This window comes from Neorhizobium turbinariae (genome assembly GCF_023223505.1).
Lineage (GTDB): Bacteria > Pseudomonadota > Alphaproteobacteria > Rhizobiales > Rhizobiaceae > Neorhizobium > Neorhizobium turbinariae.
On the sequence record NZ_JALPRY010000003.1, the window covers coordinates 1 to 15,065 of the forward strand.

The 15,065-nt window shown below is 62.7% G+C and carries 16 protein-coding genes and 1 tRNA gene; 11 read left to right on the plus strand and 6 right to left on the minus strand.

Annotated elements, in window-relative coordinates:
• The first annotated feature begins 89 nt into the window (after positions 1-89).
• The 4 genes from M0654_RS02110 to M0654_RS02125 all read left to right on the plus strand — a co-directional run bounded on the left by M0654_RS02110 (position 90) and on the right by M0654_RS02125 (position 3,983).
• Positions 90-166 (plus strand) — tRNA-Met (locus tag M0654_RS02110).
• 187 nt (positions 167-353) lie between these two features.
• Complete coding sequence (locus M0654_RS02115; protein WP_248681632.1) at positions 354-1,394, plus strand: zinc-dependent alcohol dehydrogenase family protein; 1,041 nt, start codon at positions 354-356, stop codon at positions 1,392-1,394.
• Positions 1,395-1,519: 125 nt separating this feature from the next.
• A complete protein-coding gene (locus tag M0654_RS02120) occupies positions 1,520-2,497 on the plus strand; it encodes a Bug family tripartite tricarboxylate transporter substrate binding protein (protein WP_248681633.1) in 978 nt (325 codons plus the stop codon).
• 82 nt (positions 2,498-2,579) lie between these two features.
• Positions 2,580-3,983 carry an MmgE/PrpD family protein gene (locus M0654_RS02125; RefSeq protein WP_248681634.1) on the plus strand — a complete coding sequence of 468 codons (1,404 nt, stop codon included), beginning with the start codon at positions 2,580-2,582 and terminating at the stop codon, positions 3,981-3,983.
• Between the two features lie 62 nt (positions 3,984-4,045).
• Here the strand turns inward: M0654_RS02125 and M0654_RS02130 are convergent, their stop codons facing one another.
• The 3 genes from M0654_RS02130 to M0654_RS02140 all read right to left on the minus strand — a co-directional run bounded on the left by M0654_RS02130 (position 4,046) and on the right by M0654_RS02140 (position 6,537).
• On the minus strand, positions 4,046-5,545 hold the full coding sequence (locus M0654_RS02130) for a tripartite tricarboxylate transporter permease (protein ID WP_118850674.1): 1,500 nt from the start codon (positions 5,543-5,545) through the stop codon (positions 4,046-4,048).
• Between the two features lie 2 nt (positions 5,546-5,547).
• The gene (locus M0654_RS02135; protein ID WP_248681635.1) at positions 5,548-6,006 is read right to left on the minus strand and encodes a tripartite tricarboxylate transporter TctB family protein; all 459 of its coding nucleotides are present in this window, start codon (positions 6,004-6,006) and stop codon (positions 5,548-5,550) included.
• A 132-nt stretch (positions 6,007-6,138) separates the two neighbouring features.
• Positions 6,139-6,537, minus strand: a complete 399-nt coding sequence (locus M0654_RS02140; protein WP_282571511.1) for a MerR family transcriptional regulator — start codon at positions 6,535-6,537, stop codon at positions 6,139-6,141.
• Between the two features lie 93 nt (positions 6,538-6,630).
• Between M0654_RS02140 and M0654_RS02145 the strand changes: the two genes are divergently transcribed.
• Entirely contained in the window at positions 6,631-7,428 is a 798-nt protein-coding gene (locus M0654_RS02145) for a cation transporter (RefSeq protein WP_248681636.1), read from the plus strand.
• Positions 7,429-7,441: 13 nt separating this feature from the next.
• Here the strand turns inward: M0654_RS02145 and M0654_RS02150 are convergent, their stop codons facing one another.
• Both M0654_RS02150 and M0654_RS02155 read right to left on the minus strand, forming a co-directional pair.
• A complete protein-coding gene (locus M0654_RS02150) occupies positions 7,442-7,690 on the minus strand; it encodes a DUF982 domain-containing protein (RefSeq protein WP_118850670.1) in 249 nt (82 codons plus the stop codon).
• A gap of 124 nt (positions 7,691-7,814) precedes the next feature.
• The gene (locus M0654_RS02155) at positions 7,815-7,994 is read right to left on the minus strand and encodes a DUF3606 domain-containing protein (RefSeq protein WP_118851640.1); all 180 of its coding nucleotides are present in this window, start codon (positions 7,992-7,994) and stop codon (positions 7,815-7,817) included.
• A 118-nt stretch (positions 7,995-8,112) separates the two neighbouring features.
• On the opposite strand from M0654_RS02155, the gene M0654_RS02160 reads away from it, so the two are divergent.
• The 5 genes from M0654_RS02160 to M0654_RS02180 all read left to right on the plus strand — a co-directional run bounded on the left by M0654_RS02160 (position 8,113) and on the right by M0654_RS02180 (position 12,772).
• Positions 8,113-8,745: a hypothetical protein gene (locus M0654_RS02160; protein ID WP_248681637.1), complete on the plus strand. Its 633-nt coding sequence runs from the start codon at positions 8,113-8,115 to the stop codon at positions 8,743-8,745.
• 69 nt (positions 8,746-8,814) lie between these two features.
• On the plus strand, positions 8,815-9,789 hold the full coding sequence (locus tag M0654_RS02165) for a Gfo/Idh/MocA family protein (protein WP_248681638.1): 975 nt from the start codon (positions 8,815-8,817) through the stop codon (positions 9,787-9,789).
• Positions 9,790-9,831: 42 nt separating this feature from the next.
• Positions 9,832-11,112, plus strand: a complete 1,281-nt coding sequence (locus M0654_RS02170; RefSeq protein ID WP_248681639.1) for an MFS transporter — start codon at positions 9,832-9,834, stop codon at positions 11,110-11,112.
• A 140-nt stretch (positions 11,113-11,252) separates the two neighbouring features.
• A complete protein-coding gene (locus tag M0654_RS02175; protein WP_248681640.1) occupies positions 11,253-11,987 on the plus strand; it encodes a L,D-transpeptidase in 735 nt (244 codons plus the stop codon).
• A gap of 74 nt (positions 11,988-12,061) precedes the next feature.
• A complete protein-coding gene (locus M0654_RS02180) occupies positions 12,062-12,772 on the plus strand; it encodes a DUF72 domain-containing protein (protein WP_248681641.1) in 711 nt (236 codons plus the stop codon).
• Here M0654_RS02180 and M0654_RS02185 read toward each other — a convergent pair.
• The gene (locus M0654_RS02185; RefSeq protein ID WP_248681642.1) at positions 12,769-13,242 is read right to left on the minus strand and encodes an Lrp/AsnC family transcriptional regulator; all 474 of its coding nucleotides are present in this window, start codon (positions 13,240-13,242) and stop codon (positions 12,769-12,771) included. The genes M0654_RS02180 and M0654_RS02185 overlap by 4 nt on opposite strands.
• A 133-nt stretch (positions 13,243-13,375) precedes the next feature.
• Here M0654_RS02185 and M0654_RS02190 point away from each other — a divergent pair, with 133 nt between their 5' ends.
• Entirely contained in the window at positions 13,376-15,049 is a 1,674-nt protein-coding gene (locus M0654_RS02190) for an alpha-keto acid decarboxylase family protein (protein ID WP_248681643.1), read from the plus strand.
• Positions 15,050-15,065: the final 16 nt, after the last annotated feature.

Here is a 15,065-nt window from a genome sequence, read left to right on the forward strand (position 1 = left end):
AAGGCAATGCCGTCATAAATAGATGGATCCCGATCTTCTCGACACCACAACACTCCCTCACGGGCCATAAACCCGAAACAAAACAATATCGCGGGGTGGAGCAGCCCGGTAGCTCGTCAGGCTCATAACCTGAAGGCCGCAGGTTCAAATCCTGCCCCCGCAACCAATCTCCCAAACAACCTCATACAGCCAAGCTCCTCAGCACCCGCCCGAGGCGCTTTTCGTGTTGGTGATCTGGATCGCAGCGCTCATCCGGGCTTCCTCGCCCACCAGAACTGATTTAGCCTGACGCTCAAGATCCTGCCCAGCTAGCAGCAGGCGGGGAGTGTTTGTTGTAGCCTTGGGACCACCTCATGAAAGCCATGTATTACGAAGCCTTCGAGCAGATGCCGGAGATCCGGGCGTTGCCGGATCCGGAGCCAAGCTTCGATGGCGTGGTCATCCAGGTGGGTGCGACCGGCTTGTGCCGCAGTGACTGGCATGGCTGGAAGGGGCATGATCCGGATATTCGCCTGCCGCATGTGCCGGGCCATGAACTGGCCGGCAGGGTCGTCGCGACAGGCAAGGGCGTCATGCGCTTCAAGGTGGGCGATCGGGTCACCGTCCCCTTCGTCTCAGGTTGCGGCCACTGCGCCGAATGCCATTCCGGAAACCAGCAGGTTTGCCCCAGCCAGTTCCAGCCGGGCTTTACCCATTGGGGATCGTTTGCGGAATATGTCGCGATCGACTATGCCGACACCAACCTGGTAACATTGCCGGACGAAATCGATGATGCGACGGCGGCAAGCCTCGGCTGCCGGTTTGCTACCTCCTTCCGGGCCGTCGCCGACCAGGCGCGCTCCGGGCCCGGCGATTGGGTCGCCGTACACGGTTGCGGTGGGGTAGGGCTTTCGGCGATCATGATCGCGACCGCTCTGGGTGCCAATGTGATCGGCATCGACGTGACGGAAGACAAGCTGGCGCTGGCGCGCCAGTGCGGCGCGGTCGCGACGGTGAATGCGAGTGGCGTCGCCGACGTGGTGGAAGCGGTACGGGAGATCACCAAGGGTGGGGCGCATGTATCGATCGATGCGCTCGGGCACCCGACGACCTGCTTCAACTCGATCAAGAACCTGCGCCGACGCGGCCGGCATGTGCAGGTCGGGCTGATGCTGGCGGAGCACGCCACGCCTCAGATCCCGATGGCGCAGGTGATCGGCCACGAGCTCGAGATCTATGGCAGCCACGGCATGCAGGCGTGGCGTTACGACGCGATGCTGGCGATGATCACCGCCGGCAAGATGAAACCGCAGCAGCTGATTTCCAAGAAAGTGAACCTGTCGGAGGCCGTGTCGGAACTGGTCAATCTCGACCGTGCCGAAACACCGGGCATCGCTGTCATCACCAGCTTCTGATCGTCGTCGTGCCATCGCCGTTGAGCGGTCGGTTTCGCTCTCCGGAACGCCCTGCCGAAGCGATTGCATCTCCCCATCACAGCTGACAGTGTCGGAGGTGAGGAAGACCGTGGGAGGAGAGGATCATGGCGGACTGGAAGTCATGGATGAAGGCGGGGCTGGCTGTTGCTGCGGCCGTGGTGATGGGCACGAGCGCCGCGCGGGCAGACGATCAATATCCCATCTCAACGGTGCGGATGATCGTACCTTACGCGCCGGGTGGCGGTGGCGACATCACGGGCCGGATGATTGCCGAAGAGATCAGCAAGCGCCTGAAAACAACGGTCGTGGTCGAGAACATCGGCGGCGCCAGCGGCACGATCGGAACTGAAAAGGCCGCGCGCGCCAAGGCCGATGGGTCGACGCTTCTGCTAGCCGGCAGCGCCATCTTCACCGTTGCGCCGCATCTGAACAAGATCGGGTTCGACCCGCTGAAGGACTTCGTGGCGATCGCCAATGTCAGCGAGTCGGTGCGGATGCTGAGCGTGCCGCCGGATCTCGGCGTGAAGAGCTACGAGGAGCTCGTCGCCTACGGCAAGGCCAATCCGGGCGTATTGAACTATGCTTCGGTCGGCGTTGGCTCGACGGGGCATATCATCGGCGTCGATTTCCTGCGCGTGGCGGGTGTCGAGGCGAAACATATCCCCTATAGCGGGGCGTCCCAGGCGGTGCAGGCGCTGCTTTCCGGCGACGTGCAGTTCGTGATCGATGCCATGGTCATTCCGCCGTCGCGCGAAGGAAAGCTCGTGCCGATCGCAGTGCCCGCCGATGCGCGCCTTGCCGATTTCCCGGACGTGCCGACTTTCCGCGAAGTAGGGCTGAAGGACGTGCGGTCCAGCGGCTGGCAGGCGGTGATGGCGCCGGCGGGGACACCGCCAGAGCTGGTGGCAATGATCGAGAAGGCGCTGAAGGACGCGAGCGAAAGCCCTGAGTTCCGCACCGCGCTTACCCGAGCCGGTTTTTCGCCGCGCTATCGGAGCAGCGCGCAGCTGCAGCAGGAACTGGAAGCCGAATATGCCTATTTCGGCGAACTGCTGAAGACCATGGACCTCAGCAAGAAGTAGTTTCCCTGAAGAAGACACGAGGAACATCATCCGACGCGCCACTTGATGGCGCGTCGCGCTTTTGTTGCAGCAGGATCCCCACATGCTCGAAAGACGCACCGCCGCCCCGACCCTTAGCGCCGAGGTCGCCAACTGGCTGACCGGATTTCCACTTGAGAACGCGCCGCCCGGAGTGCTGGAGAACACGCGGCTGCGGATCCTTGACGTGATCGGCGTGATGATAGCGTCGAGCCGGCTCGAGATGGTTTCAGCGGCCGCCAAGGCGGTGGGGGAAGCCGATGGCGGGCAGGGGAGTGCCTTTGCGGTCACCGATGCGGCGCCATTGCCGCCGGCTGCGGCGGCTTTCCTCAACGGCGTCATGTCTGCAGTACTCGAATTCGATGACACCCATATCCAGTCCAACATCCATCCGACCGGCGTCGTGCTGTCGACGCTTCTGCCGGAATGCGAAAGGCTTGGGCTGTCGGGGAGGCAGTTGCTGGAGGCGACGCTGATCGGCAGCGAGCTTCTCTGCCGGCTCGGGCTCGTGTCCCCGGTGCGGATGCATGAGGTGGGTTTTCATCCGAGCTCCGTCTACGGTGTTTTCGGGGCGGTCTGGGGGCTGGCGCACCTGAAGGGATTGTCGGTCGAACAGACGGTGCATGCGATCGGCCATGCGGCGAGCCTTTCGGCGGGCTCGATTGCGTCCTTCGAAGACGGGACGTCGACAAAGACGCTGCATATCGGCATGGCGGCATCGGCTGCCGTACGCGCGGTGGCGCTGGCGAGCCATGGCGTTTCAGGTCCGTTTCCGGTGTTCGAAGGCAAGTTCGGCTGGTTCAAAAGCTACTTCCAGTCGAAGCCCGACTTTCGCTTCTCCGCCTTGACCGATGAACTTGGTGAGCGCTGGGAAGTGCTGAACATCGCTTCGAAGATGCATCCTTGCGCCTACACGATGGTGCCCTTCATCGCGGCGACGATCGTCCTTCGGGACAGGCATGGCATCCGGCCGGAGGATGTCGAAGTCATCTATTGCGATATCATGCCGCGATCCTTTGCGACGGTCTGCGAACCGGTGGAGGAAAAACGCCGGCCGCGGACCTCCTGGCATGGGCGCATCAGCCTGCAGCATACAGTGGCGGAAGCGCTGGTGCGGGGGCGGATGGACAAGGATGCCTATGCGCCGGAGAGCCTCGCCGATCCGGTGATCAATGCGGTGGCCGACAAGGTTGTACATCGCCCTGACATGGTGGCTGCGGCCGATATCAGCCGTTCACGGGCAACGGTCTCCATTGAGCTTAAGGACGGGCAGGTGTTCACCCATACAATCGAGGACATGCCGGGCACCCGGCGCAATCCGATCAGCCGAGAGGCGTATCTGGAGAAGTTTCGGGCGAATGTTCGTGGCGTAATCTCAGAGGCGGAAGGCGAGGAACTGGCAGACACGTTGCTGCGGCTCGATGAGGTGAAGGACATCGGGTCCTTGTTTCGCAGCCTGCGCCGGTAAAAGATCTACTTGGATGAGAAACGGCCGGGGCATCACAGGATGCACCGGCCGTTTTTGTTTGCTTAGTCTGCGGCTTCCTGCGCCCCTTTTCGAACAAAGGAGGTGGTGGCGGCGAGCAGGATCGCGACGCCGAGGATCACGAAGGTGAGGCTGATCGGACGGTTGATGAAGGTCATTGGATCACCGCGCGACAGGGACATGGCGCGGCGGAAATTTTCCTCGAACATGGGGCCCAATACAAAGCCGAGGATGAACATCGCCAGGCTGCAATCGGCACGCTTCAGCAGGTAGCCGGCTGCACCGAAGACAACGAGCGTCAGGATCTGCAGTGAGGAGAAGCTGATGGAAAAGACGCCCACGCAGGCAAAGGCGAGCACGAAGAGGTAAAGCCAGTGGTAGGGTACTGAAAGCAGCTTCACCCAGAGGCCGATCAGAGGCAGGTTGAGGATGACGAGCATCAGGTTGCCGATCCACATGGAGCCGACAAGACCCCAGAAGAGCTGCGGGTTGTTGGTGATCATGCTGGGGCCGGGATTGACGCCCTGGATAAGCAGCGCGCCGAGAAAAAGCGCCATGACGGGGCTGCCGGGCACGCCGAGCATCAAGGTCGGGATGAAGGCTGTCTGGGACGCGGCATTGTTGGCGGCTTCGGGCGAGGCGACGCCTTCCACGGCGCCGGCACCGAACTGGCCGGGGGTTCGGGAAATGCTCTTTTCCACCATGTAGGCGGAGAACGAGCTCATGGCGAGGCCGGCGCCCGGCAGGATGCCGAGGAAGGAGCCAAGGGCTGTGCCACGAAGCGTTGCCGGCCAGGCGAGCCGAAATTCGCTGCGGCTTGGCCAGAGACGGCCGACCTTGGAGGTGACGAGGCCGGGCGAGGAGGGGCTGCCGATCGTGGTGATGATTTCAGAGACCGCGAAAAGCCCGACCGCGAGCACGGCGAAGTCGAGGCCATCGCGTAGTTCCGCAATGCCGAAGGTAAAGCGGAAGACGCCAGACGCGACATCGGCGCCAGCGAGCCCGAGGAGCACGCCCAGCACGGCTGAGCCGATGCCCTTGATGAAGCCACCCTTGGCGATGGAGGCCGTTGCGACCAGCGCGCAGAACACAAGGGCGGCATATTCCGCCGAGCCGAATTTGGCGGCGACCGAAGCCATGGCGGGGGCGGCGAGCGCAATGAGCAGTGTGCCGACGGTGCCGGCGAAAAACGAACTCAGGGCAGCAATGGCAAGGGCTGAGCCTGCCCGGCCCTGGCGTGCCATCTGGTAGCCATCCAAGCAGGTGATGGCGGAGGAAGCCTCGCCCGGAAGGTTGAGCAGGATGGAGGTGGTCGAGCCGCCATAGGCCGCGCCGTAATAGATGCCGGCGAGCAGAATGACCGAACCTTCCGGCGGCAAGCCGAAGGTGAGGGGCAGGAGCAGTGAAATGGTGATGATCGGCCCGACACCGGGCAGCACGCCGATCGCGGTGCCAAGCGTGACGCCAAGCAGGCAATAGAAGAGATTGTCGAGGCTGGCCGCGACCTGCAGCCCCAGCAGGATCGATGAGAAGAAGTCCGGCATGATCAGACGCTCCAGTCAACGAGATGGAACGGAATGCCGAGACCGAAATAGAAAATCCCGATGATGATGGCGACGATGGCGGTGACGAGGATCGGCAACTCCTTCAGGCGGCTGCGCTTGTCCGCGAGCCAGCCGATGCCGATCAGCGCCAGCACGCTTGGCAGCAGGCCGACGTGGTCGATCAGCAGGCCGAAGGCGAGAAGGGCGGCAAGCACCGCCAGGAACGGCCGGACCTCTTCGCGGGGCATGATGCTGGTGCCCGAGCTGCCCGCATTGGCGAGCGTGGTCTGGACGATCAGCGCGATTCCGAACAGGAACAGCACCGTGCCGAGGAGCACGGGAAGGGCCCCCGGGCCCATTTCCGACATGTCGCCGAAACCATAGTCGAAGCCAAGATAAACCGCGATACCGCCGATTGCCACGAACAGGATGCCGACCGCATGGTCTGCCTGAAAATGCATGAATGCTCCCCCGATTACTAAGTCACGTCCTCACGTGCGTTCGATTCGAGGAGCTTAACCCAGACATTGTCCAGCGGCACGGGCAGAAGTTCCATGTTCCGTCGTTCGGAACGAGGGCGCAGCTCTTGAGGTCTATTGCGGGACTGGAAGGCTAAGGCTTTCGATCACCTGGCATTCAGCAACGCTGCCGCCGTGGCAAGCTTCCAGCATCCGCTCCAGTTCGCCCTTGAGCGCCTGCAACTGCTCGATCCTCTTCTCCACCGCCGCAAGATGTCGGGCGGCGATCTCGTCGGCATGGGCGCAGGGCTCGGAGGGATGCGCGGCGAGGGTCAGCAACTCGCGGATATCGTCTACCTCGAAGCCGAGGGTGCGGGCGTGGCGAATGAAGTTCAGCCGCTCCTGGGCTGCTGTTCCATAACGTCGCTGCTGGCCGTCCGTGCGGGGCGGCTCCGGCAGCAGGCCAATCTGTTCGTAATAGCGAATGGTCGGCACCTTCACCGCGGTGCGCTTCGACAGTTCGCCGATCGACATGTCAATTTGCAAAATTCTCCGAAAAACTTTCAAGAGGCCCTTGAACCTCTAGTCACTAGAGGAACTATGTTGGGTGCAAATCGGAGAACGTCAATGGCTGATCCCTGCTGCAAACACGAAACAACCTCGTCGCGCGAGACACCTGCGCTCGATCTCGAGCATAATCTTGAGGCGCATCACCACGACCACAAACATGACCATGCGCACGAGCACGGGCACGAGCATTCCCACTCGCATGCGGAAGCATCCTGCTGCTCTGCCGGCGTGCCGACCTTCGATGGCATGGATCCGCGTTACAAGGCGATCCTGTGGATCGTGATCGCGGTCAATGGAGCGATGTTCCTCACCGAGATGATCGCGGGCCAGCTGGCTGGGTCACAGGCCCTGAAGGCCGACGCGTTGGACTTCCTCGCCGATACGGTGACCTATGGCCTCAGCCTCGCCGTCATCGGTGCGAGCCTGCGCACCCGCGCCACCGCGGCGCTGTTCAAGGGGGTATCCCTGACGTTGATGGCCATTTGGGTGTTCGGTTCCACCGTCTACCAAACGCTCATTCTCGGCGTTCCCAGTGCCGAGGTCATGGGCGTGATCGCGTTCCTGGCGCTTGCCGCCAATATCGGCTCGGTGGTGCTGCTGCGGCCTTACAAGGACGGCGACGCCAATGTCCGCTCCGTGTGGCTTTGCTCGCGCAACGACGCGATCGGCAACGTCATCGTCATGGTCGCGGCCCTTGGCGTCTGGGGCACATCGACTGCCTGGCCGGACCTTGCGGTCGCTGCCGTCATGGCCGGCATCTTCCTGAGTTCGGCGGTGCAGATCCTGCGCCAGGCCTGGGCGGAATACAAGGAAGGTGGCTCTCCCGCTCACGTGGAGGCGCATCACCACGGGTGATGCGCATCTTGCCCTAGTGATGGCGGAGGATGCCCGCGTCCTCTGCTGCCCGCAGGAAAGCGGCTTGTGCCTGGGCGCTGGTCGCCTTGCCGTCCAGCGCCTTGAGACAGACCTTGCGGGCCGCGGCAACCACCTTGCAGCGGTCCTTCGGCCAGGACGTCGCCAGGCAGGCAATGGCTTCCCGGGTGTTGCTGACACGGCGAAAATGGTCCGAGTTCTCGATCATCAGTTCCACGGGCTTGTCCCAAAGATCCTCGGTCATGTCTTCTCCTGCTATTTCGTTCATTCGCTACAATAGGAAGCAAAGCTGACCGTTCCTCAGACTTTGTGCCCATGCTGCCCGTGGTGGTATATTTCCCTCTGCCCGCCGCGCCTGATCAGGGCGCCTAGTGCTTCCGCTCCAGGTCGGCCTCGACCTTGTTCCGGCTGTTGCCGACCGCTTTCACGGATTTGCGGACGGCATCCTTGGAGACGCCTTCCTTCTTGGCCTCGTAACGAACCTCATGCTCCTGGCCGCCCGCAACGCGTGCGCGATCCTGTGCGCGACCTCGTGTCGTTGTCGACATGAAACAAACCTCCTGTTGATCGTGGTGCTGGAACGCGGCGCGATTCAGGTTGTTCCCATCGATTGCAACGTCGGCGTCCACGTTGACGCGCGCCGCCTTATCTCCCATCTGCGGAGCCATGTTGAAGAAGAACAAAAACAACGAAGCGATGCTCGTCCAGCGCTGGACCCTGACGCCTGCGGCGACCCTCGGTTCGGCGGTGCGTGCCAAGGGTATTCTGCTAGAGTTGCGGGCCCAGTTGCCGCTGGCGGTTCGCAAGTCGCTGACGCTGGTCGGTCTCGATCTGGTGCTGACGTTGCCGGAGGATGAGGAGGAAGACTTTCGCTCGGTGACGAGCCTCGTCAGCAAGGCGCTTGTCGATATCGAAAGCCTGCCGGTCATCCCGCGCGAGATCGAGGACATCCTGACGATCACCACCGGCGAGCGGCGCCGCTGGCTCGAAGACGGCCGCTTGCCGAGTGCCGGTACGCGCACCGTGAAGCTGCGGGGGCGGGCACGGCAGATCACCTTCCACGTCTTCGACCCTCGAGTGGTCGAGGACCTGCTCGACCGCGGCATCGTCGAAGACTGGCGCGAAGAGGATGCCGCCGCGGCAATTGAGAACCGGCGGCGGGCGGCGCTGAAGGCGAAGCTGACGCGCACGCTGAAGAGCGGCGCCAAGGCAAAGAAACGATCTTCGGCTGATAACAATGCCGCCGAGACGGATCTTTCCGGCTGGGAGGAGTTCGACCGAGACGGCCTGCTTCGCTAGCTGTTGCACTGGCCGAAGCGCTTCGGTGCGCCAGATGGTACGCATCGAGGTTGCCGAGGGAGGAACGCCTTGAACATCTGCATGGTTGGCCACGGGATGATGGGCACGTGGCACTCCGAAAGCCTCCAAGAGTACGACTGCGTGTTGCATAGCTTGGTCGGGCACGTGGCGGAGAAGACCGAAGCCTTCGCGACGGATCATGGCTACCTGAACTGGACGACGGATTATGCCGATGCCTTGAACGGCGACGTCGACGTTGTGATCCTCACCGGTCCAAGCGATACGCACGCCCCAATGGCAATCCAGGCGCTGGAGGCGGGCAAACATGTGCTGGTCGAGATCCCTATCGCGCTTAGTTATGCGGATGCGGAGGCCGTGGTCGAACTGGCGGAACGCAAGGGGCTAACGCTTGGCGTCGCTCATCCGATGCGGTTCCGCAAGGAGCACATTGAGCTCTGCCAGCGCGTGGCGGAAGGGCGGGAGCATGTGCGGCACGTTCATTCGCGGCTCTTTCTGCATCGCCTCGAAAACATCGGCTCGACCGGGCTCAAGCGAAGCTGGACGGACAACCTTCTCTGGCACCACGGCGCCCATCTCACGGATGTCGGGCTATGGCTCTGTGGCGGCGGCGATCCTGAAGCGGCGTTCCAGCGGAAATTGCGGGCCTTCTCGATCATGCCGCCACCGCTGGAGGCGACGGGCATCCCGATGGAAATGACCGCGACGGTAGAGACCGGCCCGCACCAGTCGATCGTCTGCACCGGATCCTACTATTCCAGGGAGCGCATCCTGGATGTGTTCGTCGTCACTGACCAAGCTGCCTACCGGCTCGACATCCTGAAGGGGACTTTGTCGGTGGATGGCGACGAGCGGCGGGTGCTTTCCGAGCAGGATAACAATGCGCAGGTAAGCCGCGACTTCGTGGATGCTGTGCGCCAGGGTCGTGCGCCGCGGGTGACCGGGCGCTCCGTGCTTCCGGCTATGCGCCTGCTGCAGGATATCGAGGACGAACAGAACCACTGGTGGGGCGAGCGGGCAAAATAACAGGTTTTGGAGAGCCCGCTCATCTTGATCTGTGGGAAGTTCATGCCGTGGCTGTTCGGCTTCCTGATTTCGGGCCACAGTCGGGCCATGACGTCCAAGATGTTCGCGCCCTTCACTAACCGGAATTACCGGCTCCAGTGGTCATCCGACCTGTTGACCTCCTGCGCGACCGAGATGGAAATCATCATTCTCGGCTGGTTCATCCTGACCGAGACCAATTCCGTTGCGCTGCTGACGCTCTACGCCTCGCTGCAATATGCCGGCACCCTGATCGCGCCGGGCTTCGGGCTTGCCGGTGACCGCGTGGGACACAGCAACATCCTGCTTTACATGCGGGTGATCTATTCGGTGCTTGCGGCGGCACTGCTGGCGCTGGCATTTGCGGGCCTGCTGGATCCGGTCTCGGCTCTGCTGATCGCGGGACTGGGCGGCCTCATCCGGCCGTCCGACCTCGGTATACGCAACGTCCTGACCAGCCAGATCGTGCCGCGGGAAAGCCTGATGACGGCAATCAGCCTGTCGCGCACGACGACTGATCTCGCCCGCATTGCCGGCGCGCTGACGGGTGCGACGGTTGTCGGCCTGCTGGGGCTTCAATGGGGATATCTTTTCATCGTCATCTTTTACGGGACGAGTGCGATCCTGATGCGCGATGTGAAGGTGGCCGCTGCCGTAACGTCCACCCTGAATGTCGCCTTCACCCCGGTCCGGGACTTTATCGACGCCATTCGCGCACTGCGCGCCACGCCATCGCATCTTGCCTCCGTGGTGCTGGCCTTCCTGGTGAACCTCACGGCCTATCCCTTCACGCTTGGCCTGCTGCCCTACCTGACGCGCGAGGTTTATGGCGCCGATCAAACGTCGCTTGGCTATCTGGTGGCAGCAACCGGTATCGGCGCCATGGCTGGATCGCTGGTCCTCAGTTACCTCGGGCAGTTGATCCCGCCGGCGCGCACCATGCTGATCTTCAGCGTCGTGTGGCACGTGCTGATCGTCGTTTTGGGCCAGACGACGTCAGTCTGGGTCGGGTTCTTCGTGCTGATGCTGATCGGCGCGGCATCCATGTTGTGCCTGCTGCCGCTCGCCGTCTTGCTTCTGCAGGGCGTCAAGCCGGAACTGCTCGGCCGCATCATCGGCATCCGGATGCAGGCGGTGTACGGCCTGCCGATCGGGCTTCTGGTCTCCGGGCCGCTGATCGGTAATTTCGGTTTCAGCATTGTGGCCGCTACCTACGGGACGATCGGCGGCCTTTGCACACTGTTGATCCTGTGGCGCTGGTACGGGCACATGTGGCCGATCAGTGCGGGGAGCAACCGCGCCTGAGAGGCGCAAAGTGCGAGAACCAACAAGAAAGCCACAGCTGCGGCGAAAGCTCGGCCGATGCCGTTTATGTGATCGGCGTTGCCTTGAGATGGTGCCTTAGTTCGGGAAGAACCCGGCCTTCATCTTTGGATTGCCGTATTATGTTCACCTCCCGACAGATCTCCCGCCGCTCATTCCTGCTGAGCTCCATGTCCATGACCGCCGCTCTGGCAGGCTGCCAGACGACGACCACCGCCACTGCGCCGGCTCCGGTGCCGCAGGCTGCCCCAGCGCGCCCGGTCGTGGCGCCGGAGGAGGCCGAACTGCAGAAGCGTTACGGTGCGTTGGAGGATGGCGGCCACACCATTCCGGCGGTGCCCTACCAGCAGATCGACCCGAAGTTCTACCGCCAGCGGGTGCCTGACCCGACGGGAGAAGCGCCGGGCACGGTGGTGGTCGATACTGCGAGCCGCTTCCTTTACGTCGTCGAGCCGGGCGGCACCGCGATGCGCTACGGCGTCGGCATCGGGCGCGACGGTTTTGCCTGGCAAGGCGAGGGGATCGTGCATTGGCGCCAGCCCTGGCCACGCTGGAAGGTGCCGGACGACATGATCAAGCGCCAGCCGCATCTGGCCCGTTATTCGGTGGAGAACGGCGGCATGGAGCCGGGCATCAAGAACCCTCTCGGCGCGCGGGCGCTTTATATCTTCCAGGACGGCAAGGACACGCTCTACCGCCTGCACGGTTCGCCGGAATGGCAGTCGATCGGCAAGGCGACCTCGGCCGGTTGCGTCCGGTTGATCAACCAGGACGTCATCGACCTCTATACCCGCGTTCCCTATCACGCCCGGATCGTTGTACGCCAAAGCGCCTTGCCGGAACCGGCTGCCGTCTGACGAGCGGCGCGACCAGATCGCTTCTTCTGCGTTGATGCACGGGCACCCCGCCCGTGTTCACAGGAGGAGAAGCATTGCCGATCGTCGCCACTGCCGCATGGTCGATCCCGAAGACCGTCGCCGACAAATTTCCGGCGGAGGGAAACGGGCTGTCGCGATACGCCTGCGTGTTCAACGGAGTGGAGATCAACACCACCTTCTACCGCCGCCACAAGCCGGCGACTTTCGCGCGCTGGGCGGAGTCGGTACCGGAGGCATTCCGCTTTGCGGTGAAGATGCCGAAGGAGATCTCGCATGTGCGCCGGCTGGAGGAGATCGCCGAGCCATTCGGCACGTTCCTGGAGGATATCGTGCCTCTCGGCCCCAAGCTCGGGCCGCTGCTTTGCCAGTTGCCGCCGTCTCTCTCCTTTGACGAGGACAGAGTGACGCGCTCGCTTGAGATGATGCGGGCCCACCACGACGGCCAGATCGTCATCGAGGCGCGGCACAAGAGCTGGGCGTCGCAAGAGGCGCTCTCCCTGCTGGAGCACCACAAGATCGGCCGGGTGCTGGCCGACCCGGCGCTGGTCTGGCCGCGCGCGAGCTTCACCGGCGATGTTCCTTATCTTCGCCTGCACGGTGCGCCGAAGATCTATTACAGCAGCTACAGCGATGAGGAGATCCGAGATTATGCCGCGCTGCTCGGGAAGAACAGCTGGTGCGTGTTCGACAACACGGCCTCCGGTGCCGCCATTGAGAACGCGCTGACGATGCTCACCGTGTTGGAGCGGGATGGACAACGCTAAGGGCGCGGCAGCATCAGCCCGTGATCGCGCTTCAGCACGTCCAGAACGATGGATGTCCTGACCTTCTGGACCGACTCGTGGGGCAGCAGCACGTCGTTGATGAAGCGCGACAGGTCGCTCAGGCTCGCCACCGCCACCTTGAGGTAATAATCCATGTCACCCGTCAGCGCGAAGGCCTCGATGACTTCCGGCAGGTCGTTGATCAGGGTGCCGAACCGGCGCGCGCCATCCTGGTTCTGGGCCGACAGCGTCACCGACACCACGACGAGGAGGTCGAGACCGACCTTGGTGCGGTTCACGATCGCCTTGTAGCCCTCGATGATGCCTTCCGCCTCTAGCCGGGAGCGGCGGCGCGAGCATTGCGACGGCGACAACGCGATGCGCTCGGCGAGGTCGTAATTGCTCAGGCGGCCATCCTTCTGCAACTCGCTCAAGAGCTTCAGGTCATAGTGGTCAAGCTTGGCAATCATCGCATCGATCCGCCTTTTCATGCACGAATGATGCATATCGTGAGCTGAGCGCGCTGATTATGCAAGGCGCTTGCGCCGGTGATGAGGCATCATGAAGACCGGAACCTGATGCCTAGCTACGGAGGAGTGCAGCATGCAGATGACGATCGGACAGTTTCTCCTGAAGCGCCTGACCGAAATTGGCATCGAGCATATGTTCGGGGTGCCCGGAGACTACAACCTCCAGTTCCTGGAGCAGGTGAAGGCGTGCGACGGGCTGCAATTCGTCGGCAACTGCAATGAACTCAATGCCGCCTATGCCGCCGATGGTTATGCCCGGCTGAAAGGTGCGGGCGCACTGCTGACGACCTATGGCGTGGGCGAGTTGAGCGCGATTTGCGGGGTGGCCGGCGCCGCTGCCGAACATGTGCCGGTGGTCTGCATCACCGGCGCGCCGCCGCTTCACGCGATGGAACAGCGCCTGCCGCTGCACCATACGTTGGCGGATGGCAACTACGACGACATGATGATCTGCTTTCGCCAGTTCACCGCGGCGCAGACGCGGATCACGTTCGCGAATGCGGTGGGTGAGATCGACCGGGTGCTGACGACCTGCCTGCGGGAAAAGAAGCCGGTCTACATCCAGCTGCCGTCCGACGTTTCTTATCTCACCGTCGAGGCGCCGGACGCGCCGCTCGATCTCTCATTTGCAAGCGATCCGCGCCAGTTGGAGGCTGCGGTGGAACATGCGCTGCGGCTGTGGTCGCAGGCGAAGCGACCGGCCTTGCTGACCGACATGGATGCCGATCGCCTCGGACTGCGCCATCTGATGGTCGAGCTGGTGGGAAAGGCGGCTGTGCCTTATGCGAGCCTGACGACGGGCAAGGCGATCCTCAGCGAGACACACGCGCTCTGGGTCGGTCATTATCTGGGCGAGGGTTCGAGCGTCGAGGCAAAGGCTTGGATTGAAGAATCCGACTGCCTCATCACCACGGCGCCGCGGTTCATCGAATTCAATTCCGGGCACTTCACGCAGAACCTGCCGAAGGACCACACCATTATGCTGGCCGGCCACAGCGTCACGATCGGCAGCGTGCGCTATGAGGGCGTGAATGCGCAGGAACTGCTGCGACACCTGCTGCAACAGGTTCCGGAGCGCGCCGGCGACAACCATCGCAGGCTGGAGGAGGAAGCCTGGTCGCCGCAAGCCGATGCGCCGCTGACGCAAGAACGCCTTTGGCAGCGGATGGCACGGTTCATCAAGGCGGGCGATACCGTGCTCGCCGAAAGCGGCACGTCCAATATCGGGCTGACGTCTCAGGCCCTGGCTCCGGATGTGACTTATATCAGCGCGAATATCTGGGGTTCTATCGGTTACACGCTGCCCGCGACGCTCGGCACCGCGCTGGCCGCCCCTGATCGTCGCCACCTTCTGTTCATCGGCGACGGTTCATTCCAGCTGACCGCGCAGGAGTTGTCCACGTTGCTCCGGTTGGAATTGAAGCCGATCATCTTCCTGTTGAACAACCGCGGCTACACGATCGAGCGTTACATCCTCGGCATGCAGGAGGCGTATAACGACGTCGCGAACTGGAAATATGCCGAACTCGCGGGCGTCTTCAGCGAGAAGGGCAACTTCCTCACCGCGCATGCGCGCACGGAAGGCGAACTCGAGGCGGTGCTGGAGAAGGCTGCCGTCAGCAATGCGTTGACCTTCATCGAACTGCATCTCGACCCGTTCGATGCCCCGGCGGCGCTGAAGAAGTTTGGCCCGGCAACCGCGGAGTTCGATTACGGCCCCTTGGGACCGCAGCGGCTTTCGGCCTGACGTGCAGCTAGTAAAC

Excerpts from the sequence above, each read along its gene's own strand:
- M0654_RS02115 (WP_248681632.1), top strand. The coding sequence starts at position 354 with ATGAAAGCCATGTATTACGAAGCCTTCGAGCAGATGCCGGAGATCCGG.
- M0654_RS02120 (WP_248681633.1), top strand. The coding sequence starts at position 1,520 with ATGGCGGACTGGAAGTCATGGATGAAGGCGGGGCTGGCTGTTGCTGCG.
- M0654_RS02125 (WP_248681634.1), top strand. The coding sequence starts at position 2,580 with ATGCTCGAAAGACGCACCGCCGCCCCGACCCTTAGCGCCGAGGTCGCC.
- M0654_RS02130 (WP_118850674.1), bottom strand. The coding sequence starts at position 5,545 with ATGCCGGACTTCTTCTCATCGATCCTGCTGGGGCTGCAGGTCGCGGCC.
- M0654_RS02135 (WP_248681635.1), bottom strand. The coding sequence starts at position 6,006 with ATGCATTTTCAGGCAGACCATGCGGTCGGCATCCTGTTCGTGGCAATC.
- M0654_RS02140 (WP_282571511.1), bottom strand. The coding sequence starts at position 6,537 with ATGTCGATCGGCGAACTGTCGAAGCGCACCGCGGTGAAGGTGCCGACC.
- M0654_RS02145 (WP_248681636.1), top strand. The coding sequence starts at position 6,631 with ATGGCTGATCCCTGCTGCAAACACGAAACAACCTCGTCGCGCGAGACA.
- M0654_RS02150 (WP_118850670.1), bottom strand. The coding sequence starts at position 7,690 with ATGACCGAGGATCTTTGGGACAAGCCCGTGGAACTGATGATCGAGAAC.
- M0654_RS02155 (WP_118851640.1), bottom strand. The coding sequence starts at position 7,994 with ATGTCGACAACGACACGAGGTCGCGCACAGGATCGCGCACGCGTTGCG.
- M0654_RS02160 (WP_248681637.1), top strand. The coding sequence starts at position 8,113 with ATGTTGAAGAAGAACAAAAACAACGAAGCGATGCTCGTCCAGCGCTGG.
- M0654_RS02170 (WP_248681639.1), top strand. The coding sequence starts at position 9,832 with ATGCCGTGGCTGTTCGGCTTCCTGATTTCGGGCCACAGTCGGGCCATG.
- M0654_RS02175 (WP_248681640.1), top strand. The coding sequence starts at position 11,253 with ATGTTCACCTCCCGACAGATCTCCCGCCGCTCATTCCTGCTGAGCTCC.
- M0654_RS02185 (WP_248681642.1), bottom strand. The coding sequence starts at position 13,242 with ATGATTGCCAAGCTTGACCACTATGACCTGAAGCTCTTGAGCGAGTTG.
- M0654_RS02190 (WP_248681643.1), top strand. The coding sequence starts at position 13,376 with ATGCAGATGACGATCGGACAGTTTCTCCTGAAGCGCCTGACCGAAATT.